At 56.8% G+C, this 20,823-nt stretch carries 18 protein-coding genes, 1 tRNA gene and 1 CRISPR repeat array; of the genes, 11 read left to right on the forward strand and 8 right to left on the reverse strand.

Annotated elements, in window-relative coordinates; genetic code table 11:
* From BMZ23_RS10345 to BMZ23_RS10355, 3 genes are all read left to right on the forward strand, one after another.
* Positions 1 to 1,200, forward strand: coding sequence for a methyltransferase (locus BMZ23_RS10345; protein ID WP_093476500.1), 1,200 nt, complete (start codon positions 1 to 3; stop codon positions 1,198 to 1,200).
* A 327-nt stretch (positions 1,201 to 1,527) separates the two neighbouring features.
* Positions 1,528 to 1,603 (forward strand) — tRNA-Thr (locus BMZ23_RS10350).
* Positions 1,604 to 1,788: 185 nt separating this feature from the next.
* On the forward strand, positions 1,789 to 2,043 hold the full coding sequence (locus tag BMZ23_RS10355) for a helix-turn-helix transcriptional regulator (protein WP_093476502.1): 255 nt from the start codon (positions 1,789 to 1,791) through the stop codon (positions 2,041 to 2,043).
* Between the two features lie 107 nt (positions 2,044 to 2,150).
* On the opposite strand, the gene BMZ23_RS10360 is transcribed toward BMZ23_RS10355, so the two are convergent.
* Positions 2,151 to 2,537, reverse strand: a complete 387-nt coding sequence (locus BMZ23_RS10360) for an antitoxin Xre/MbcA/ParS toxin-binding domain-containing protein (protein WP_093476552.1) — start codon at positions 2,535 to 2,537, stop codon at positions 2,151 to 2,153.
* A 697-nt stretch (positions 2,538 to 3,234) separates the two neighbouring features.
* Between BMZ23_RS10360 and BMZ23_RS10365 the strand changes: the two genes are divergently transcribed.
* Both BMZ23_RS10365 and BMZ23_RS10370 read left to right on the forward strand, forming a co-directional pair.
* The gene (locus tag BMZ23_RS10365; RefSeq protein ID WP_093476504.1) at positions 3,235 to 3,870 is read left to right on the forward strand and encodes a 3'-5' exonuclease; all 636 of its coding nucleotides are present in this window, start codon (positions 3,235 to 3,237) and stop codon (positions 3,868 to 3,870) included.
* Positions 3,867 to 4,511, forward strand: coding sequence for a metallophosphatase domain-containing protein (locus tag BMZ23_RS10370; RefSeq protein ID WP_093476506.1), 645 nt, complete (start codon positions 3,867 to 3,869; stop codon positions 4,509 to 4,511). Before BMZ23_RS10365 ends, BMZ23_RS10370 begins: the two co-directional genes overlap by 4 nt.
* Before the next feature lie 166 nt (positions 4,512 to 4,677).
* On the opposite strand, the gene BMZ23_RS10375 is transcribed toward BMZ23_RS10370, so the two are convergent.
* Complete coding sequence (locus tag BMZ23_RS10375) at positions 4,678 to 4,986, reverse strand: hypothetical protein (RefSeq protein WP_093476508.1); 309 nt, start codon at positions 4,984 to 4,986, stop codon at positions 4,678 to 4,680.
* A gap of 378 nt (positions 4,987 to 5,364) precedes the next feature.
* Between BMZ23_RS10375 and BMZ23_RS10380 the strand changes: the two genes are divergently transcribed.
* The 5 genes from BMZ23_RS10380 to BMZ23_RS10390 all read left to right on the forward strand — a co-directional run bounded on the left by BMZ23_RS10380 (position 5,365) and on the right by BMZ23_RS10390 (position 7,524).
* The gene (locus BMZ23_RS10380; RefSeq protein ID WP_093476510.1) at positions 5,365 to 6,114 is read left to right on the forward strand and encodes a CLCA_X family protein; all 750 of its coding nucleotides are present in this window, start codon (positions 5,365 to 5,367) and stop codon (positions 6,112 to 6,114) included.
* A 5-nt stretch (positions 6,115 to 6,119) separates the two neighbouring features.
* A complete protein-coding gene (locus tag BMZ23_RS15190) occupies positions 6,120 to 6,464 on the forward strand; it encodes a Y-family DNA polymerase (protein ID WP_245748183.1) in 345 nt (114 codons plus the stop codon).
* Between the two features lie 24 nt (positions 6,465 to 6,488).
* Positions 6,489 to 7,067, forward strand: coding sequence for a DinB/UmuC family translesion DNA polymerase (locus BMZ23_RS15195; protein ID WP_245748184.1), 579 nt, complete (start codon positions 6,489 to 6,491; stop codon positions 7,065 to 7,067).
* Positions 7,068 to 7,076: 9 nt separating this feature from the next.
* Positions 7,077 to 7,175 carry a DUF4113 domain-containing protein gene (locus BMZ23_RS15200; protein ID WP_281242323.1) on the forward strand — a complete coding sequence of 33 codons (99 nt, stop codon included), beginning with the start codon at positions 7,077 to 7,079 and terminating at the stop codon, positions 7,173 to 7,175.
* 139 nt (positions 7,176 to 7,314) lie between these two features.
* Complete coding sequence (locus BMZ23_RS10390; RefSeq protein ID WP_093476512.1) at positions 7,315 to 7,524, forward strand: hypothetical protein; 210 nt, start codon at positions 7,315 to 7,317, stop codon at positions 7,522 to 7,524.
* Between the two features lie 153 nt (positions 7,525 to 7,677).
* Positions 7,678 to 10,765: a CRISPR direct-repeat array (repeat unit 28 nt; unit sequence TTTCTGAGCTGCCTATCCGGCAGTGCAG).
* Positions 10,766 to 10,894: 129 nt separating this feature from the next.
* Here BMZ23_RS10390 and cas6f read toward each other — a convergent pair.
* Genes cas6f through cas1f form a run of 6 tightly spaced genes read right to left on the reverse strand, consistent with a single transcriptional unit; the run spans position 10,895 to position 19,023 of the window.
* Complete coding sequence (gene cas6f / locus BMZ23_RS10395; protein WP_093476515.1) at positions 10,895 to 11,452, reverse strand: type I-F CRISPR-associated endoribonuclease Cas6/Csy4; 558 nt, start codon at positions 11,450 to 11,452, stop codon at positions 10,895 to 10,897.
* A gap of 3 nt (positions 11,453 to 11,455) precedes the next feature.
* Complete coding sequence (gene csy3, locus BMZ23_RS10400) at positions 11,456 to 12,496, reverse strand: type I-F CRISPR-associated protein Csy3 (RefSeq protein ID WP_093476517.1); 1,041 nt, start codon at positions 12,494 to 12,496, stop codon at positions 11,456 to 11,458.
* Positions 12,497 to 12,508: 12 nt separating this feature from the next.
* Positions 12,509 to 13,480 carry a type I-F CRISPR-associated protein Csy2 gene (gene csy2 / locus BMZ23_RS10405; protein WP_093476519.1) on the reverse strand — a complete coding sequence of 324 codons (972 nt, stop codon included), beginning with the start codon at positions 13,478 to 13,480 and terminating at the stop codon, positions 12,509 to 12,511.
* Positions 13,473 to 14,786: a type I-F CRISPR-associated protein Csy1 gene (csy1, locus tag BMZ23_RS10410; RefSeq protein ID WP_093476521.1), complete on the reverse strand. Its 1,314-nt coding sequence runs from the start codon at positions 14,784 to 14,786 to the stop codon at positions 13,473 to 13,475. The genes csy2 and csy1 overlap by 8 nt, the downstream gene beginning before the upstream one ends.
* A gap of 20 nt (positions 14,787 to 14,806) precedes the next feature.
* Entirely contained in the window at positions 14,807 to 18,049 is a 3,243-nt protein-coding gene (cas3f, locus tag BMZ23_RS10415) for a type I-F CRISPR-associated helicase Cas3f (protein WP_093476523.1), read from the reverse strand.
* On the reverse strand, positions 18,046 to 19,023 hold the full coding sequence (gene cas1f, locus BMZ23_RS10420) for a type I-F CRISPR-associated endonuclease Cas1f (RefSeq protein WP_093476526.1): 978 nt from the start codon (positions 19,021 to 19,023) through the stop codon (positions 18,046 to 18,048). The genes cas3f and cas1f overlap by 4 nt, the downstream gene beginning before the upstream one ends.
* A gap of 170 nt (positions 19,024 to 19,193) precedes the next feature.
* On the opposite strand from cas1f, the gene BMZ23_RS10425 reads away from it, so the two are divergent.
* On the forward strand, positions 19,194 to 20,823 hold a 1,630-nt coding region (locus BMZ23_RS10425; protein WP_143069587.1), incomplete at its 3' end, for a hypothetical protein.

The raw sequence follows: 20,823 nt of genomic DNA on the forward strand, positions 1-20,823 counted from the left end.
ATGGACTTCGCCGCGCGCTTCGCCGCGCTGGATGCCTGGCTGGCCGAGTACCAGCCGGTCTGGCGCGCCAAACCCTTCGAACATCTGCAGCTGCCCTGGGAAGCCGACTGGCCGGCACTCGCTGCCGAGCTGCGGCAACTGCCGCTGGCGCACAGCGAGCACCTGCACAACCAGCCGTGGCAGTTGCAGGCGGCCGAGCCCTTTGCCACGCTGGCAGCCCAGGCGCTGCAGTTCAGCCAGCTGCCGGACTGGAGCGGCGACACACCGGCAGAGCTGCCGGAACTGCTGTCGCGGCATATTCCCGGACGCAAATGGCAGCAGATCACTCGCTTTGCCGCCGGCAGCCTGACGCGCTGGCAGCAGCCGACCCGCCACTGGCTCGACTGGTGCGCCGGCAAGGGTCATCTGGGCCGGCTGCTGGCCTGGCAAACCGGGCAGCCGCTGCTGTGCCTGGAGCATGATCCGCAGCTCAACCGCGCAGGTAGCGAGCTCAGCCAGCGCCTTGGCGTAACGGCCGAACACTGCGACGCCGACGTGCTGCAGCCCGCCAGCTGGGCGCTGCTGCAGCCGCAGCATTCGGTAGTGGCATTGCACGCCTGTGGCGAACTGCACCTGGCCCTGCTGCGCCAGGCCGCCGCCCAAGGTTGCCGGCAGCTGGCGTTGTCACCCTGCTGCTACAACCGTATCAGCGGCCCGCACTACCAGCCGCTGTCACAGGCCGCCAGTCACGCCAGCCTGCAGCTGGATACCGAAGACCTGCGCCTGCCGCTGCAGGAAACCGTCACCGCCGGGCAGCGTGTGCGCCGCCTGCGTGACACTTCGATGGCCTGGCGACTGGCCTTCGACCTGTGGCAGCGCGAGGCACGCGGCAGCGACAGCTACCTGCCCACCCCGTCACGCCCGGAAAGCGCACTGACACTGGGTTTTGCCGCGTTCTGCCTGGATCTGGCCGCGCATCACCAGCTGCAGCTGCCGGCACCGGCCGACTGGCAGCAACTGGAACAGCGTGGCTGGCAACGCCTGCAACAGGTGCGCGGGCTGGAACTGCTGCGCGCACTGTTCCGCCGCCCACTGGAAATCTGGCTGCTGCTGGATCGCGCGCTGTTCCTGCAGGAGCAGGGCTACCGGGTGCAGCTCGGTACCTTCTGCCCCAGCCAGCTAACCCCGCGCAATTTACTGCTGCTGGCCGAGCGCGACTGAGCAGTCGCTGTTCCATCCGCAGGCTGCACACCTGTTCTTCACAGAGTTATCCACAGAAAGTGTGCGCCGGGCGTTATCCCCGACAACTGTGCACAAGTGTGTGGGTGACTGCCCGGTAACTTCACAAAAGCCAGCAACGGCGCGGCCTGCAGGCAATTGAGCAGAAAACGAACAGTGCGGCTGTGCATTGGAAAACAAGGAGTTGCGGGGGATATGTCAAGCGCTACGGGAAAAAACATTCACAAGCAGGGTTGTGACTTTTCTACCGTCGTCAAGCGCTTCATGATGCTTTACAGAAGCCGCAGGCCCTATATAATGCAGCCCCATGCCGGTATAGCTCAGCTGGTAGAGCAACTGACTTGTAATCAGTAGGTCCCGGGTTCGACTCCTGGTGCCGGCACCATATAGATCAATGACTTAGGCCCGCCTCCGCTGCGGGCCTTTTTCATTTTCGGCTTCAGGGTACCGTTTCAGGTACCGTTTCCCCGAAGAAAATTTTTTTTAAAGTGAAAATAGCCACCATTTCAGCAAACGCTGGCTGCGCAACTCGTATTTTATAGGGGCTCCCTTACAAGCAAGGAGTCACTCATGGATAAACACACCAAATCAGATTTTTCCCGCCAGCCATCCCCGCAAGCCTTGGGGCGCAAATCACCCCTGCCTAACGAAGTGTTGCGAACGTCTGACGAGGTTTGCCTGATACTGAATATCAGTCGCCAGACGCTCTGGCGGATGATCAAGCTGAACCCCTCTATTCCTGGGCGCTATCAGGTAGGACGGTCGGTACGTTGGTCTGAACGAGAATTGATGCAATGGTTGAGCAAGAGGAATACCAAGCATTGATTTCCCTGATGCCCCAAGGACGGGGCAGCTTCAATCCTCAACGTTGCTGCACGCTCACTCGCATATCTGACCCAGCACCTTCAGCCCGAAACTTCCATCGGCAGGGATCAAACTGGAAGTCCATATTCAATCGCACAAATAGCCTGTCGTACGGCGCGTGCACCAGCCTCGGTTGTCAGCAGTTCGATCGGCCTCTCATTGGACAACACCATATTCGGTGTCGTTAGCCAGTGGAGCGCAGCTTCGTGATTCTCATCGTGCAGCTCCAATAGCGCATCGAGGATCTCAACAAGGCGACAGAAAGTCTCACCGGCCCGCAAGGTCATCACAGTGTTGCCGGAGAATTCGGCGACCCATTCGGCGACCTGAGCTGGCGATCTGCCAAGAATACTTGCCAGATCAGAGATCAATGAAACAGGCAGACCCGAAAGTACAGCAACGTGAAGAGAGTAGTGACCTTTCGGCAAAGCCAGCTTTTCGTGGAGATTATCCATAACAGCCTCTCGAATAGTGCGCCTTCTTGCGTCGGGGCAGATCAGATAAACACCCAACCGGAAGACAGCTCGGCAGAACAATGAATCACTCGCGTGCATCGCACGCTTTTCCGCGGGGTAGTTTACTTGCCTGTTTTTTCGGTGCCGTATTTCTTGTCGAGGCGCTTAGCTACAAACAATCCAATGATGGTGGCCAAGCCAAGTGCGCCGATGATGGCTGCTGTTGCGTAGACAACGGTCATTTTCACTCTCCCAATCAGGTGCCGGGAACCAGCAGTACTTAAGCTAGCACAGGATGTATAGATCCCAAGCTGCTGCCAGCAGCCAGGCCGCTGTCGACGTGATGCGCGCCTGTAACTTGACCGGCTCCTTCTCCAACGGAAAACCAAAGGGGCGACCTGCTTTGTCGCATGAGGGTATATCTTGTCAGAGCAGGGCAGAGGGAACCCGCATGGCGCTGATTGATTGCACAAATTGTGGACGGCGGATCACTGATCAGGCGGTTTCCTGTCCGGACTGCGGCGTGGAAATGACAAGACCTGTTTGCGGGGGCCCATGATAGGTATGTGCGGTGATGTTGCTGAGTTGCGGATGGTGAATTGCACTGAGCCCCATTGACGCCCCATCATTCAGGCCAAGCGGTCTTCTCGAAAGCTTCTGTGATTCAGCGATCTGACTAAGGGCAAGGCTACCACTCATGCAGGAGCATAACTCCCCAATTCTCGTGGTTGACCTCGAAGCTACCTGCTGGGATGCAGCTACTCCAGAGGGCGGGACGCAAAGTATTCACACCATGGAAATCATCGAGATTGGCTGCGTGCTGACCAATCGGCTTGGCACTGTTCTGGATACGCGCTCGTTCATCGTGCGGCCTGAACGCCAGCCCATTCTCAGCGAGCTCTGCATTGCACTGACACAAATCACGCAAGCCGTGGTGGATAACGCGACACCGCTAAAGGACGTTATTGATCAAATGAACGCCTGGCTTGAAGGTACGGAAACGGTTGCCCTCTGGGGCAGCTGGGGCAACTACGATCTGAACCAGCTGACAGCACAATGCGCCCTCGATAATGCCGATTCGCAACTACTGAACCTGCCACACCTAAACTTGAAGAAGCTCTGGCGACGCACCACCAGACAGCGCAAGAAAACCAGCCTTGCCTATGCGCTGGCTTATCATGAGCTGGCGTTTGACGGCCAGCCCCACCGTGGGGTTGACGATGCGTGGAACATCGCCCGCTTAATGCCATTTTTAGACTGGTCGCTGCAGGATGAGCTGGTTAGCAATCCGGCCGACCCAGCGATTCACAACCCACGACAGAAAATCCGATGAAACTTGTTTGCATCTCCGACACGCACAGCATGCATCACAGCATTTGTGACATTCCAGATGGGGATGTGCTGATCCATGCAGGTGACAGTCTTGGTCAGGGCACGCTGGACAATGTTGTTGAGCTCAATGATTGGCTGGGCACATTGCCCCACCGGTACAAAATCGTTATTGCCGGCAACCACGACTGGGTATTTCAGGACAGCCCGGAGCAGGCGCGCGAAGCACTCAGCCATGCGATTTACCTTGAAGACAGCGGCATTGAAATTGAAGGCGTTCGTTTCTGGGGCTCACCCTGGACACCTACATTCTGGAACTGGGCATTTATGTTAGATCCGGGCCAGCCGTTGTACGATGCCTGGTCGCGCATCCCTGACAACACGGACGTGCTTATTACCCACGGCCCGCCGAGGGGTATCGGAGATGAGGTTGCGCTGGGACTGGGGCCCAGAAATGTTGGGTGTGCCGAGCTTATGCAGCGTATTGACAGGCTGTCCCTCAAAGCCCATGTCTTTGGGCATATTCACGAAGGCTATGGCATCTATCAGCGTGGGCCGCTCACCCTGATCAACGCCAGCACCTGCAACGCGCAATACCAGCCCATTAACCCACCAATAGTGCTGAATCTGGCCAGCCGTATCTAGGCTCACGGTAGCGGTTCCGACGCGCTCTGCGACTCACTGCTCATCGAAACCGTCGGGTATTCTTGCCCTGCGACCAGGCAGCAGCGCCTGCGAGAGTGGCTTTTGCACGGCTGTTGAGTCCGGAGGGTCCTCTGTATGGCTGAGGGCTGCTGTGGCGCCGCACCACTCAGTCCTTGAAATAGTTGTCGTGTTCGACCAGACCGAACGGAGCGTCAGGTTTGATCGCCTGATCGGATTCTTCGTCGAACAAATGCTCAACCATCCGCTGACGTCCCAGTCCCGACAGGGTGCTGAAAAAGCAGCCCTCGCACAGGTGGACCTCATAGCGTTCACCATCATGCTGCGAACCATAGCCCCAGTGGGCTGAGAGCACGCCAAACTGTGCAGGTGTACCGGGTTTTGTGGTGGAGGTGCCGCATACATCACAGAGCACATCGGTAGTGATCGGAACGTTTTGTGTCTCGACGATTTTCATGGGGCCTCTCCCGCGTATTGCGTTGTCAGCGATGATAGCGCATGGCAGGCTGCTGCTTTGGGCGAGCCATCGCGCATTTTACGTTTGGCTTCCAATAAATCGATTCACGGATCAAGAGACCTTCAGTGACCATGGACAGCCTTACCCTTGGGGAAATTTTCAACTATGCGGCCTTTGTTGCAGAGGTCAAGCGGTTACAGTCGATGATGGGGCACAACATCGGCGGAGCCCCCTGAGCCACTGCTAAAAGGTCATGCCTCGCTGCGGTTGACCTGTTGCTGCTCTCTCGTCAGAATGCTGGATATTAAACCAGTCTTAGGTGCAGGTCTTTGGGATCGTAACCAACGTGGTTCGGTCGCTGAAGCGCGGAGGGCAGGGATGACGTTTGGGCCTGACGTTTCCTTCGTAACGGTAAGGCGACGATTTGATTTTCGCAGCATTGAAGTCGGACGCTGGGTGACACCGCAGGAGCGGGACCGCGCAGCAGGCAAGTTCTATCAGGCCCTGTGTGACCTGATGAGCATCCTGCGCGGCCCGGAAACGCTGATTTCACTGCGCAGCACGCTGGGGTTGCAGTATGGCATCGGTGGCAGGCCCGGCGTGGCAGCGCACTACCTGCCCGCGACACGGCAACTGGCACTGGCCAAAAATGCCGGTGCAGGCAGTCTGGCGCATGAATGGTTTCATGCCTTTGATCATCACATGGGCAGCAAGGTCTATCCGAATGCCGGGCAGGCCTGCTTTGCTTCCAGTGCTTGGCTGAACAACGACGACACCAGCTCCCATCCACTGACGGCGCTGCTGGGCACCTGCTACCAGACCATTCTGCTGAACGAGGATGGCACAGCGCCCAGTGTGCTGTTCAAAATCTCCCAAGCGACAGACCGCCAGTTGAAGACCATCTACTACGCCAGACCGGAAGAGCTGTGCGCCCGCGCATTTGAAGCCTTCATCGAAGACAGTCAGCCACGAAACCGGTTTCTGGTGAACGGAACCCGTCACTCCGACGAAGCCAGAGCAGGACTCTATCCGCAGGGCGAGCATCGGCGGCGAATCAACGAATCCTTCGAGTGCTACTTTGCTGCTCTGGGTGCTGCGCTGCACCGCGAGCAGGCCAAAGCCGGGTGAGCCGAATGCACAAACCGGTTTACGCACTGGTCGACTGCAATAATTTCTACGCCTCCTGCGAAAAGCTGTTTCGCCCGGACCTGCGCCATACCCCGGTTGTCGTGCTGTCGAATCTGAGCGGGCTGGATCAGGTCGTGTCTTTCGAGTATTTCGGTCGGCAAGTCAGAGCCACCATCCAGCACAACATAGGAGTGCCGGTATGTGTGGGCATCGCACCGACGCGTACGCTGGTCAATCATGCGGCGAAGAAATACCCGGCGACTGGCGGTGTGGTCGATCTGACCGACCCTGCCAGGCAAAGGCGCTTGATGGCGCAGGTAGTGGTTGAGAGCGTATGGGGTGTTGGATGAAAACTCAGCGTAAAGCTTCAGGCCATGGGCATAGGCACGGCATTGCAGTTGGCCGATGCTGATCCGGCAACGCTGAGAAAAAAGTTCTCTGTGGTTCTGGAGTGCACCGCCCGCGAGCTCAACGGTATTGCCTGTGTGCCGTGGGAGGATGTTCCACCGGCAAAGCAGCAGATCATGTGCTCCCGGTCCTTTGGTCAGGCTTTGCAAAAGCTCAGCGAACTGGAAGAGGCAGTAACACATTTTGCGGCGCGTGCTACCGAGAAACTGCGCGGTGGGGGACAGTATGCCGGAGCGCTGATGGTGTTTATCCGAACCAATCCGTTCAAGGCCAGCGCACCGCAATACTCGAGCAGTGCAAGTGTGAGACTTGTCACACCCAGTCACGACACACGGGTGATTGTGCAGCAGGCGTTGAACCTGCTCAGACCGATGTACCGGGATGGTTTTGATTACGCCAAGGCCGGCGTCATGTTGGGAGACCTGGTCAGAGAATCAGGCAATCAGGGGGATCTGTTTGGCAGTACTGCGGGGCAGACAGCAGATTCAGCCAGATCCAAGCGCCTGATGGCCGTGATGGATGCGATAAACAAAAAGTACCGGTAAGCCGCATACATAGCCAGAGAGGCAGGACCTGCCGCCTATGCGATGCGCCGTGGGCATCTGTCGCCGGCGTATACGACAGACTGGGAGGCCTTGCCGTGGGTGAAGTGATGATCTATGGCCTAAGCGCAGCTGTAATAAACTATTTATCCGGCACGACCTGCCGCATGCAGGCTAGGGAGCGGAGTGTTTCAAACAACCAAATATTGTGATTGGCAAATCAACGTCCAAGGTTTGCTAGGATGTTCGCATGACAAAGATTCAACTCAACTTTAGCGATCGGGATACGTTGCCCGAGTTAATGGAACGCAGAGCACAGGAACTCGGCATCACTGTTGAGCAGCTGATCAAACGGTTCATTTGCGTCGGCATGCAGAGCTATGACGAAGATGCCGGCCCAACCATTCCTGGAGAAACCCTTGAGGACTTCCTTGTTAAGAATGGGCTGGTAAAAGACTGAGTTAATAGCTGGTTTTATAGTCTGTTTTCGGCGTGATTTCCGGTTGGCGCCCTCCAGCTGAGCGATGAAAGCTTGCTGCACTCACTCATGTTCTTCATTGATTGCGCTACCGAACCGAATCAACCTGAGCGAGTGTACTGCTCGTTACTCATATTTCTGAGCTGCCTATCCGGCAGTGCAGTGGCAGGCTTTGGATAGTGCCGCCTTGGGCTATTTCTGAGCTGCCTATCCGGCAGTGCAGTTTTTCGCATGGGTTAACCAATGGTCGATTATTTTCTGAGCTGCCTATCCGGCAGTGCAGATTGCGCATGACGCAGCGATAACGGCGGTCAATTTCTGAGCTGCCTATCCGGCAGTGCAGGGATTGCGGTCAAGGTCGGCCTGCTCGATGAATTTCTGAGCTGCCTATCCGGCAGTGCAGCCTTTCAGTGAGCGCAGATGGCAGGCGCATGTTTTCTGAGCTGCCTATCCGGCAGTGCAGCACCGGGCCGGTATGTGGTGCGTGTCGACATATTTCTGAGCTGCCTATCCGGCAGTGCAGCTTTGCGCGGGAAAACTTCACCGGCTTGCCTTTTTCTGAGCTGCCTATCCGGCAGTGCAGCCGGCACTACGCTGTATGAGTCGCTGGATATCTTTCTGAGCTGCCTATCCGGCAGTGCAGATCTACACCGGGACTACACGCGCCGTGCTGTTTTTCTGAGCTGCCTATCCGGCAGTGCAGTAAGCGCTTGATCCCTTTAAGTTATTTGGTCGTTTCTGAGCTGCCTATCCGGCAGTGCAGCCGGTCACCGGCGAGATTCTCGCCGGGCAGCTTTTCTGAGCTGCCTATCCGGCAGTGCAGGCCGGCGCCCTGGTATGTGCAGCCGCCGTAATTTTCTGAGCTGCCTATCCGGCAGTGCAGCCGGATCAGCACGTCACGCTCGGCGTCGTAGTTTTCTGAGCTGCCTATCCGGCAGTGCAGTTGTTCACCAATCTGGACGTGGTATCCATGGATTTCTGAGCTGCCTATCCGGCAGTGCAGGGGTTGACGTTCTTGAGGTTGACATCCGCCAATTTCTGAGCTGCCTATCCGGCAGTGCAGGTTGTCCATCACTCACCCCCTTGCTTGCGGTGTTTCTGAGCTGCCTATCCGGCAGTGCAGGTCGCAGCCGACAAGGCGCGGATAGCGGAATTTTTCTGAGCTGCCTATCCGGCAGTGCAGGGCAGGTCGCCGCGCTTGATCTGCTCCCGGATTTTCTGAGCTGCCTATCCGGCAGTGCAGGGGGCAAGAGGTGCAGGCACCTCATATGGCCTTTTCTGAGCTGCCTATCCGGCAGTGCAGAGACCCGCGCCGAAGTGGCGCTGATTGAGACTTTTCTGAGCTGCCTATCCGGCAGTGCAGAAACCGAGGCAGTGCTGTACCGGATCAGCGATTTTCTGAGCTGCCTATCCGGCAGTGCAGGAGAAGCCGTGCCGGGCACACCTGACCCATGATTTCTGAGCTGCCTATCCGGCAGTGCAGCGTGGCAAGGGCTTACCGGCCCGCGCTGCGGTTTTCTGAGCTGCCTATCCGGCAGTGCAGCATGACGGCACCCCCGCAGGAGTTCATGATTTTTTCTGAGCTGCCTATCCGGCAGTGCAGTTCACGTTGACATACTCCTTACTGACATCGATTTTCTGAGCTGCCTATCCGGCAGTGCAGGTGGTGAATGATGCCCATTAGCACCCGCGCATTTTCTGAGCTGCCTATCCGGCAGTGCAGGTAGGCCCAATTCGCAATACTTCCATCGGTCTTTTCTGAGCTGCCTATCCGGCAGTGCAGTCTGGCAGTTCGAGCGCGGCGGCGGTGTCGTTTTTCTGAGCTGCCTATCCGGCAGTGCAGGAGATCCAATCTTCCGGGTGAATTTCCGGGTATTTCTGAGCTGCCTATCCGGCAGTGCAGGACTGTGCATTGTGCGTACTGCCCGACCGCATTTTCTGAGCTGCCTATCCGGCAGTGCAGTTCCATGCACTCCAATACCGACCTTCCCCGCTTTTCTGAGCTGCCTATCCGGCAGTGCAGAACCCAGACCCGCGCTATCTGCGCGGGCTCTTTTTCTGAGCTGCCTATCCGGCAGTGCAGATAGGGGCTCTGGCGGGGTGCTGCTTCTTCCTTTTCTGAGCTGCCTATCCGGCAGTGCAGGAACGCGAGCGCGCCCTGCTGGATCAGATAGATTTCTGAGCTGCCTATCCGGCAGTGCAGGGCTGAGCGCCTGCCGTTCCGTGGCGGCTCTTTTTCTGAGCTGCCTATCCGGCAGTGCAGCGCCAGAAGCGCGTGTCATGCTGATCGCTATTTTTCTGAGCTGCCTATCCGGCAGTGCAGGTCCCTGCAAGGTCAGAGTGGGAAAGCAACAATTTCTGAGCTGCCTATCCGGCAGTGCAGGATGTCACTCGGCATTACCAGCCGGTACTGCTTTTCTGAGCTGCCTATCCGGCAGTGCAGTCTGGACTGACCCGCACCGGCTCCCGTCTCTTTTTCTGAGCTGCCTATCCGGCAGTGCAGGTCGTTCTGCAGCTGGATGAGGTTTCCTTCCATTTCTGAGCTGCCTATCCGGCAGTGCAGTCGTAGAGGTACAACGCGCCCAGCCCGGCATATTTCTGAGCTGCCTATCCGGCAGTGCAGTGCACCCGCGGATCGCGGTACGCATCGCCGAATTTCTGAGCTGCCTATCCGGCAGTGCAGGATGCCCTCGCCACCCACCAGAAGCGGGAGGGTTTCTGAGCTGCCTATCCGGCAGTGCAGATGTGTCGCGCTGGTCGCACCACTGTCCGTCTTTTCTGAGCTGCCTATCCGGCAGTGCAGCTCACTCCCCGCGCCAGCAACCAGTGCCGCGCTTTCTGAGCTGCCTATCCGGCAGTGCAGGCAATGCCGCCGATGGTCACCGCCGCACTGATTTTCTGAGCTGCCTATCCGGCAGTGCAGGGCCTGAAGATGCTGGCCGGGTACGGGGTGATTTTCTGAGCTGCCTATCCGGCAGTGCAGAAGAAATCCGTGTGTTGTGTACCGCCCAAATATTTCTGAGCTGCCTATCCGGCAGTGCAGATCTTGAACCCGTGGGCATGCATAGGGGCTCTTTTCTGAGCTGCCTATCCGGCAGTGCAGATATGAGGCAAGATACGCGAACGTCACCAGATTTTCTGAGCTGCCTATCCGGCAGTGCAGGGGGCGCCTGTTCAACCGCCTCATCCGCCTATTTTCTGAGCTGCCTATCCGGCAGTGCAGTAGATAAATTAGCGCATAAGTCGCTGATTGTTAAAGAGTATTTGCCATTTTTGAGCACTAAGCCTTTTTGACTGATACATATACAACTTTTTGATTTTCAGGGCCTTTTTCAAGGGCCCTGAAAAAGGGTCAGAACAACGGGAGAGTGGCCGTCTGGCTAAGGCCGTAGGTGTTGAATAGCCCCGTCTGCTTGTCCGTAGCAGGTTGTTGCTGGATAAACAGCGGGTAGTCCTGGCCTGTACTCAGGCTTTTAAGCCGGATAAAAGGTAGCTCCAGACGTTGCTCGATACTGTCAGGGATTCGCTGCTGTACCGATTCTGGTGATTGTTCCGGATGCCGCCTTTGATAGCGCCGCCGCAGACGCTCGGCACTGGATTTGGCTTGCACCCTCACCACGCGACAATAACCAGCATTGGCCGGCACAGACTGTGCTTCACCAACCTCCGTGTGGTCGCGCATGCCTTTCAGCCAGCTTTGCTGCATCAGATTTTCCAGAGCCGACTTACTCCCGTGCAGTCGCAGTACGCTGCCCAAGTGGTGGCGGGCAATGGCCGGAAAGCTGACACCAATATCGGAGCTATTCAACTGCACCAATACACGGTGCAGTTTGGCGAACAGTGCATTCATCAGCGTTGGTGTCGGGAACTCCGGGTCCGGTAGCAAGGCTATATCCAGATAATGGTCCATGACTTAATCCTTGTCTGACGCACCAAATACACCGCCCCGCACAAGGGTGGCCATCACATAGTGCTGATCGCCCTCTGCCGGTGCTTGCCCCTTGAGTACCCAGTTATCCAGCAGATTGTAGAAATCGGCTTTCTGCTTGGGTTGACGGTAGGCCTTGCCCTCAGATGTGACAGAACCATAGGGCTCAACAGCAATTGGGCCGATAGCTCCTTCCTCTGTGGGATACCAGGTATCAATAGTACGCAGTGCATTACCCACTTTCTGGCTGTGCATGCCGGCCACGCCATCAATGACGTACAGGGTTTTACTCTTTTGGCCTTTCTTGTCACCACGATCCAGGATCAATTCCTGCGATGGGTAAACCTCTTGCGCATCGCCCATCCGCGCAAAGGCCTGCACATCGAGCAGAGCATAGCCATCTGCGGAAGCCAGCCCCGCTTCAATCACCGACGCCAATGCATTCAGATCAGCATTAGTGCTGCCGTCGAAATGCCGTAGTGAAAAATCATGGGCATTGAAAGTCCACTGGCTGACGACCTGTCCCTTTTCCAGATGAGCAACCCGCACCTCAACCGCCTCGGCACCAACGCGGTTGCGCCAGAGAAAACGCCCGTTGGCGATATTGCAGGCAAAGCGGCGCGCCAGCTCCTTGAACCCATGAGTTTGAGCGTAACTATCCACCACACCCCTCAACGCCGCCTGATAGTCGGCGTTGTTACAGGCAGACGGCACACCCGCACCACCCAGTACACGCAAGGTAAAGCGTGCTCGCAGGGTATCGGCATTGCTGGGCAGGGTCGCAACATCAACGGTCTGCAGGTTGGGAGCCTGAATCTGTGCATCCAGTTTGGCGGGGTCCTGGGCGTTGGCTTTGAGGCGGTTTGAAATCGTGCCACGCACTGATTTTTCCCGCACGGTTACCGCTGGCCACTTGGCTGCCTGATCACGATCATCCCAACGGCCGGCGCTGAATGTAGCATCCGAAGGGTCGAGTTTGCGTTCGAATGCCAGTACGGAGGCGGTTTTGAGTTCGGTCTTGGCCATTTCACATGCTCCTTATGCTATGCCGTTGTTGGCACTGTTCTGATAGTCGGTGTAACGATTGATACAACGATAAATACCTGTTTCCGGGTCCGCTTCGTGATGCCAGAGCAACTGCTCAAGGCAGTCGAGTCGATGCGGACTGACCCATTCGCCGAGGCTGTAGATGCTTTCCACAAAACGCACAGGCGTCTGTGCATCACGGCAGTTGAGCACCTGTCCCGGTTCATAGAGTTCGGTCAAACCGGCATATCCGACCGGCAATGGCACCAACCAGCCGTCACGTCGACGAATATGCCAATGGGTCGAACCATCTGACTCTGGCTCGACGTTCGGTTCGATGTTCAGTCGTGACATGTCCAGAAGTGCGTCGAGCGCCGTTGCCTGTGGATCAGACTCGCGCAGGTGCTGCAGTGCTTCGGCAAGCCGATCCTCACGCAAGGCTAGGGCAAAACCCGGCAACCAGTGGCGGCGCAAACGGCGGAAGGCGTCGCGGCGGTCCGCTTCGGCGGATGGCCAGGTTTCCAGACGCGGCTCATAGCGTTTACCTGAGCGCTGAGGCAGTAGACTGCCGCCCGCCAAGCGCATGGACATAACGGCATTGCTGATCACCGCCAGCATGGCGCTACGATCATCCTCCGGTACCCAGTCGGCCAGCCCTATTACCAGCGTCACCTCCAGGTGGGCCTTGCCTTCCTCTACCAGTGCGGCAGTACCGCCATCCTTGCCTACCGGATTTCGGGTCAGGCAGAACACGCGGGTGAAACTGCCGGCAGGACGAAATACCTGGGGCTCAAAGCGATGACAAATGATGCCAACACCCTGAAAACCCGCTGGCAAATCGGCCGTCAGACGACGTTCCAGTGCATGGGCAAAGCCGGTAAAGGCCGTAGGTGAGGGAAAGCCCCAGGTCAGCGGACCTGAAACCGCGTTGGCAGCCTGCACACGCAGGCGTGGCAGGATCAGCAGGGTATTGATGTCAGTCATGGCGCAACTCCCTGTGCAGCATGGTCATTTCACGGTCCAGCAAACGCCGCCATTCAAATGCCTCATCCTCGCCAACAGGCAAGCCCTCACCGGCCTTGGCAAGACGTGCGTTAAACCAGTTGGCGAAGCGCCGGCACACCGCATCCTGCCAGTCACCCTGCTGGTAACGCGTCGCAAAGGCCTCGTCTTCGAGACTGCGTTGCGGGTCCAGCCAGCATTGCTCATCCATGTTCAGTCTGCAGTCATCCTGCGCTGACCAGCCGGGCTCCAGCGACCAGAGCTCGCCTGCGTATTGCAAGAGTTCATCGAACACCACTTGTACCCGACGGGCACGCCCCTCTCGCACGGGCTTGTTGTTGATGCCCGCAACCCGTTGCAAATAACTTCGAAGCTCATTGATCGCCTCACCCACCGAGCGACGGCTGGTGAAGCCGCTGATAAAGACACTGTCGGTAAAGAGTGGCGGGCGGACTTGCGCAGAGGTCCAACTGGGCGGCAGTGAAGGTAAAAGATAGTTTTCACCTTTACGCGCACTATTCAGCTGGCTCACATTCTGCTGATTGGAGCCACCAAATTTTTGAACGACAATATTTGGATATTCGTGGTAACCATGAGCATAGAGAGATTTGCTATCACGCGCTTTTCGAGCAGCCTTTGTTTCATCAGAAAATCGATGCTCTCGCACTGTTGTCCAAACGGCGTGTACAAGAGAAGACGGGAACATCGGAACCAAGAGGTGATATTGGTCTTTGTTAATTGGCCAATATATCTGCTTTGCCAAGGTATGCGTTGCAGGCGCTCCCTTGCTATTCATGAAGCTGGCAAAAGACTCCATCCATACATCTGCTTTATCTGATACTTTTGACAAAGCTTCATAGAGTGCTTTGTTATCTTCTATCACAAGATCCAAAAGGGTGAAATCTCTGACCTTAACCCTCAAAAAGGAATAGGCGCCAAGAGGCTCAGCTCCTGCACTACTAGCCACATCAAAAGTCATATTTCCCGCAAGTGAATGTGTAGCAATATAGTGCTGGCCGACATTCTGGTTGCCGAGACTGAAGAGGTTTGAGCCTCTTGCATCAGGATGAGAATACTTTATGGCGTGTGTTATTTGCTGGAGCTGTGATGCGCGCCTTGCTGTAACAGACAACCAGGTCTCTGGCTCATGAGCTGCCAATATTCGTGCGCGCTCCACGTCTTGGTTATCTTTCAATTTATCAAGTTTTAGCTGAAGGCGTTCTTTGATGAACCCATCAATAGCACACCATACCTCTTCTGGCGTCAATGAATCATAATCCCTTCCCATTCAACACCCTCCCTTACAACTCAAGTAATCCGGTTAAAACCTAATACCGGATGATAGTTCCAACCGTTATCACAGCCCTTAGCCGGCAAATCCAGAAAGCCATAGCGCCGGGCAGTATCCTCAAGCGTCATATCCAACTGCTCGGCCAGCTTCTCCAACTCGAACAGGTAATCTGTCACCCCCCAGGCGCTTACGCCTTGCGCCAGCTCAAAAGTGATTTCGGTTTTCAGATGATTCACTCCGACCAGCTCACCATCCTTTTCTACCCGGTGCAAACGCGGCTCTCCATCATCCGGCATCAATACGTAGCGCTGACGCCCCTGTGGGTCCAGGCGGAATGGCTGTTTCCGCTGCAACGCCGAACTCAGTGGCGCAGGTGTCTGCCACCAGAGACTGGCCGGTACGACCTTGAGCGGTGAACCGGCTGCTGGCCCCTGCACCCATTGGCGGGTTACCTCATGCTCCAGGTCCACCAGATTTCCAGTTGGGTCGGGCTCTACGCTGGTTTGAATGCGGCTGCTGGCGTCGATACGTTGCCACTGTGCCGCTGTCAGCACCTCTTGCAGGCTGTGACTACGCAGGCGGAACTCGGGGCTTTCGAAGCCGGGTCGACAAAATGCCGGGGTGGCCAGACCGCTACGCAGGTGCTTCAGATTAGTATCCAGCAGATGCAGATTGGCTGTTTGGATACTGCCGGGACGGTGGCGGCGAATTCGCCCGGCCAGCTGAATGATCGAGCGCATGGATGATGGCTCGACGATTCCCCAGTCGTAATCATGGTCACGCCCGACTTCCGCGACCGGCGTCGCCATGACGACGAGAACATGCTGCGTCTCGGGCTGCTGATCCAGCAATTGCCTGACCGGTTCCGAGGCCCACCAGAGATCGGGCTGATGCCGCGCCAACAGGCTGTCCAGCTGCTGCTCGATGGCTGAGCGCACCAGCAGAGGATGCTGGGAGTGATAGACACACAGATGGATACGGGTATCGGCTGGCGCAGGCATGCCAGCAAGCGTTTGGGCTACACCGACCAACGGATGAATATTGGCCATACGCACCAGGCCAATACTGAGCTGCTTGCCGGTGACCGGGTCAGGCTGCGCGTGCGCCTGATGCAGCTCGATGATTTGCTCACTCAAACATTCCGCGAACGCCTGAAACTGCTCAGGTTCTGCCAGCCCTTGAGCGATATTCAACGGCCTGATCTGTGCCTTGCGCCGGTTGTCGTCTGCCTGGGCACGCTCAAGCTTGCGTAGACGCTGCTCCACAAAGGCTTGGTGCTGATCAAGGAAACTATCGGCATCGGCATGCTCGCCAGCCAGCGGGCTGAACTCATCGAACCAGGCACAGCACACCGATAACGACTGACCGGGCTGCCCTCGATTGAGCTGATACTGGCGACGCCCTGCCAGATAAGCATCAAACAAACCTTGAATCAGCGCGGGCGGCAAGGTCGCAGACGAAAGCAACACGCGACTGCCAAGCATCCCCGCCCAGTTGACCAGGCGCGCCAGTGCTGGCAAGTCTTCGAGACCGAAATCGTCCGGCTCATCCAGCACCAGATCGGAACTCATCAAGCGCAGCATGGGCGGAATTTGCTGGCCGCCACGTGTACCTTCAGTGGCAGGCATCAGGTGATCAATGGTACAGGTCAGCACCGGGGCATCCAGCAGCCGTTGCGCTGTCGGGCTTTCATGTAGCCAGCGGCTCAGGGGTCCATCGACCAGGCTGCCCTCGAAATGGACATGCTGCCATTCGGGTAGCAAAGGCGCACCGGATTCCGAGCCGGTTCTCTGCTTGAGCTCATGCAATTCCCGGACGGCAGCGCCGCCAACCATGACCGCCAAATCGTCATCGCCCAAACCGAGCTTGTGCCGATAGGCCTCGCCAGTTTGCAGGGTCAAGGTACGTAGCCCCAGGGCAATACTGAAGCGTGCCCCCCGCGAAGGATTGGCAAGGGCATACATGATGCGTCCGTTTGCAAGGGTCTTACCGCAACCGGTGGAAGCCATATTGACGCCGAAAAAGCCCTGCTGCGCGCTCTTGAGCTGTAAACCTTCAGCCAGATCGAAGGCTTTATCCTGCCAGGCAAAGCGCCGGTCTGCGCTGCGCTGGCGAAAGCCTTTGTGCCGGGCGATGCTCGGCAGGCTGTTAGTTAGCTGCGGCAGGCTACGCATGATCCGGCTGGCGTTGACCTCAACACCGATCAAATGCTCATCAAGGCGCTGCTTCAGCTTGCGGGTTTCCCGGTCGGTGTTGGCATAGAGTGCGAATCCCGCATCACCATAAGGGCTATGACTGGGTTGGCTGGAGTAGTAGTGGTCTGCCAGCATCAGTGTCAGACGTGCGGTGTGCATGGCGTAGTTATTGGCACACCAGTCGGTATCCAACAGACCGGTCCTTTCCAGCATTTTCTCCGCCAGTTTGCGGGCATGCTCGCACCAGTGCTGGCTGTCGAAAGGCAGGCCTTGGCTCAGGTCCCAGCACTGTTTGAGCTCTTTTGGACTTGCCCCCTGGCGCTCGCCACACCAGCTTTTGCCGATGCCATCCGGCAAGCCCCTCACATGATGCTCATTGAAATTGACCTGCGGGCCGGGTACACCGGGCACACGGTGATGACTGACAATCAACCAACCTACGGCCTTGGCCAGTGGTGGAAGCTTTTTGAACGGACCAGGAAATTCGCCCAGACCATCACATTTCAAGGCCTTTATGCAGGCCTTGGTCGCCTTGCCATCGACGCTTGCCAACCGTTGCAACCATTGCTCATCAGACAAGTCAGCCACAAAAGCTTCAAACAGGCGCAACGAAATCCACTCATGCCGGTAAGGGTCGGCAACCGCCAGATTTTTTTCCAGCTTGTTCTGGAATGCCAGCACCGCCTTGCCAAAGTCATGGAACAACGCGGCCAGACAGGCCAGCAACCGGATGTCCTCTGCGGTATGCCAATCATCCTCATCCCCCGCCCGCAACACATCACGTTCTGTCGTGTTGGTCGGTGTTGCCCCCCGGCTATTGAACTGCCGGGCATCGCCCACCACCCACAGCAACTCGCTGTGATCCTTGCCACGTATCCAGTGGCAGGCCACTGCGGTGTTCTTGCGTGCAGTCTTGCGCAGTAGTTTGCGCAAGGTATCCAGACCCGCCTGGGTAATCGCGGTTTGCCACGTGCGCTCGCCACGGCGTTCGGCGAACTGATCGAGAATACGCCGGGTTTCGGTCAATGCCCGCTTGCTGCACTGTGACACCAACAGGATATTCATCGACCAGCACCACCCAGTTGATCAGCTACGGCCTTGAGCGCATCGATCATGAAGTCCAGTGATTCACTGCGGGTCAGGCTGTCGATGCAAGCCTGACGAAATTCCTGCTCTTCGTCGCCACGCATGGCAGAAATAAAGGCTTGCGGGAGGATGGTGGCGTCCTTGACCAGATCGGCCACATCAAACACCAGGCCACCTCGCCGGGTTTTGCCGTGCAGGATCGACAGGCCATGTGGCAAACCAAGCACCCATGTCGCGGTAGCACCTAGGCCATAGGCCAGATAGTTGCCGTGATCCAGAAAGCGATTGGCCGGGTCTCCACCCGTACCGCGTTTGGCGCGGGTAAAGTCACCGTAGCCTGTCGCATCCACGGCCAGCTTGAACAGTGCCTTGGTCAGGCGGGCTTCCTCGGTCAACAGCATGGTATTGTCGCCCGCCTGCTCATTGCGTGCCTCGGTTTCCTTGAGCAAATGCTTCAGGCGTTCGGCGGGCACATTGAAGCCGGCATCCTGCAGGGCGCGATTGTTCAGCCACAGACGTTCAATACGCTCCAGACGCATTCGTTGAAATATCTTTGCCGCTTCCAGACGCTGGCTGTCGTCGAACCAGAAACGCACCCAGCCTTGCAGATATTCAGTGGGTCGGTATTCACTCTGTGGCGAGAGCCAGGCTACTTCGACGTCGACCTCATTGGCGCTGAACAACGGGGTACCGCCTCCGCCACAAAAACCAACCAGCACACCAGCCTTGGCCAGCTCACGCATTGCAGCCTGAGTGATTGAGGTTCCAGTGCCCAGCAATACCGTGGTGGTGTTGGCGACGGGAATGTTCCAATACAGCGACTGCTTGCCTTCGTCGGTGACGTATTCGACACGCCCGCCTTTTACCAGTACCCGACAGTGTTGCAGGTAATAGATGTTGGCGCGCTTGGAGTGGAGAATGGTTTTGAGGTCTGATGGTGTGAAATCGTCCATGACAAGCTTTCCTTTGAATGCTGGCCAAACAATAGCTTTTACAGCTGCCGTCTGCCACTGCAGATTATCTTTTGCCTTGATTTGGATATTTGTAGAAATGGTAGACACTGGCTACCCACCCAGACACGATTGACATAAATGCCGCAGCTATTTTCGAGAGGCTATCCAGGATGAGTTACGCATGGTTTTTACCAATAAGCCATGAGGTGTGCGTGTCTATGTTGTCTGCACACGAACTGACTGTTTCACAGCTTTCCCAGCCGGAGCTGGCCGCTCTGGTATTTCTGCAGAATCTGCCGAAACTATCGGGACAGGCGCAGGCTCCTGAAAATCTGGAGAAAATATTCGCCCAGACAATCCAAATCCCCATTGCAGAGTTGCAGACCTATCTCCAGCAGAAGTATGACAACAGCATGGTGAGTCAGGGCATCATCCTGGCGGCGCAGTTTGCCGTGCACTTCATGGAGCAGGGTGATGTACTGAGGAAGGGCTACCTGCATGGTGATGGTACATGGGACTTTTCATACAGCCAGCAAAGGCGGAGGTCGGCTACTCCCTTCCAGATGGTGCGGCATGACGGCGCGCTGATGGATGTCAGTGAGGGCCAGAAAAGGTTCCTGGATGCAGTGCTTTCTATGCCTGAGGAAAATGTCCGCTCCCAGTCACTCGCGGGAACCGGCAAGACTGCGATGATCTATGAATTGATAGAGCGGATTGCTGTGCAAGGCCTCAAGCCGGTGACCTTTCTGGCAGACCAGCCACAAAAGCACCAGCCTCTGGTACAGAGGATGGGTAGGAAAAAACTCCAGAGTTACAGAAACCGCATCAAGCTGCAGACCTACAGTGAATTTGCCGTTGAGCTGTTGGCCGACGGAAATCAACGACTGGGGCTTGTGAGCGCGCTCAGGGCGGGGTACTCGGCTGCATTGCTTTGCGAGCGCGCTCAACTCGTCGATCACAATCGAATTGGCTTGGATCAGTTGGCAGATCAGAGCTGGGGGATTGTGCGCAGGTATTGCTACAGTCTAGACAAGCACATTTCTGAGGACCATATATCTCCTGGTACGCGCTTGAGGATGACAAAGATACAAGCGGCAGCTGCTATAGCATCGGCACGGCAGCTGTGGAGCGCTATGGTTAGCTTGGCCCACCCAGATATACCACTACGTGGCTACCACATAATCAAGATGTTGCACATGTCCGGCAAGGCGGTACCGGAGCGCTACGGCACAATCATGATTGATGAGCTGCATGACGCTCCGAGAGTGCTGATAGAGATACTGCGGCTCAGCGGTCTACCAGTGCTGATGTTAGGGGATCGCTACCAAAACTTCCAAGGCTTTGACCTGCCGTCCTGTGGAACGTCACTGAATAGCGATATGACCGTCTCGCTGCGTGCCGGTCCGAGGATGGCAGACTACGTTAACATGCTGATTGACGTGCACCCACTGGGTTCAATTGGGGGCTTTTCGGCTGATGCATCCAAGCAGACCGAGTTCCTTGAATATCCTGCAGATACACTTCCTGAGACGGCGGCAGTATTCCCTGTACGGAACGAGTGGGGCGTCCTGGCGCTGCTGATCCGTGGCCGAAGGAGTGGGCGCGTCGTGGATGTATTCGACCCAGCTGGCTCGGTAAGAAGCTTTATCAAAGACTGCGGGGAGCTTTTCCGTTTTGGGCGCCGTTCAACTCATGGCGCGCTGCATCGCTACGACTCTTGGGACGCCTTGGCGCGTGACATGCAGAATAATCCGGATTTTCAGCGTGTGGAGGAATGGCTAAAGCGGGGTGACGTATTCG

The sequence above is a fragment of the Halopseudomonas yangmingensis genome, from assembly GCF_900114825.1.
Classification (GTDB): Bacteria; Pseudomonadota; Gammaproteobacteria; order Pseudomonadales; family Pseudomonadaceae; genus Halopseudomonas; species Halopseudomonas yangmingensis.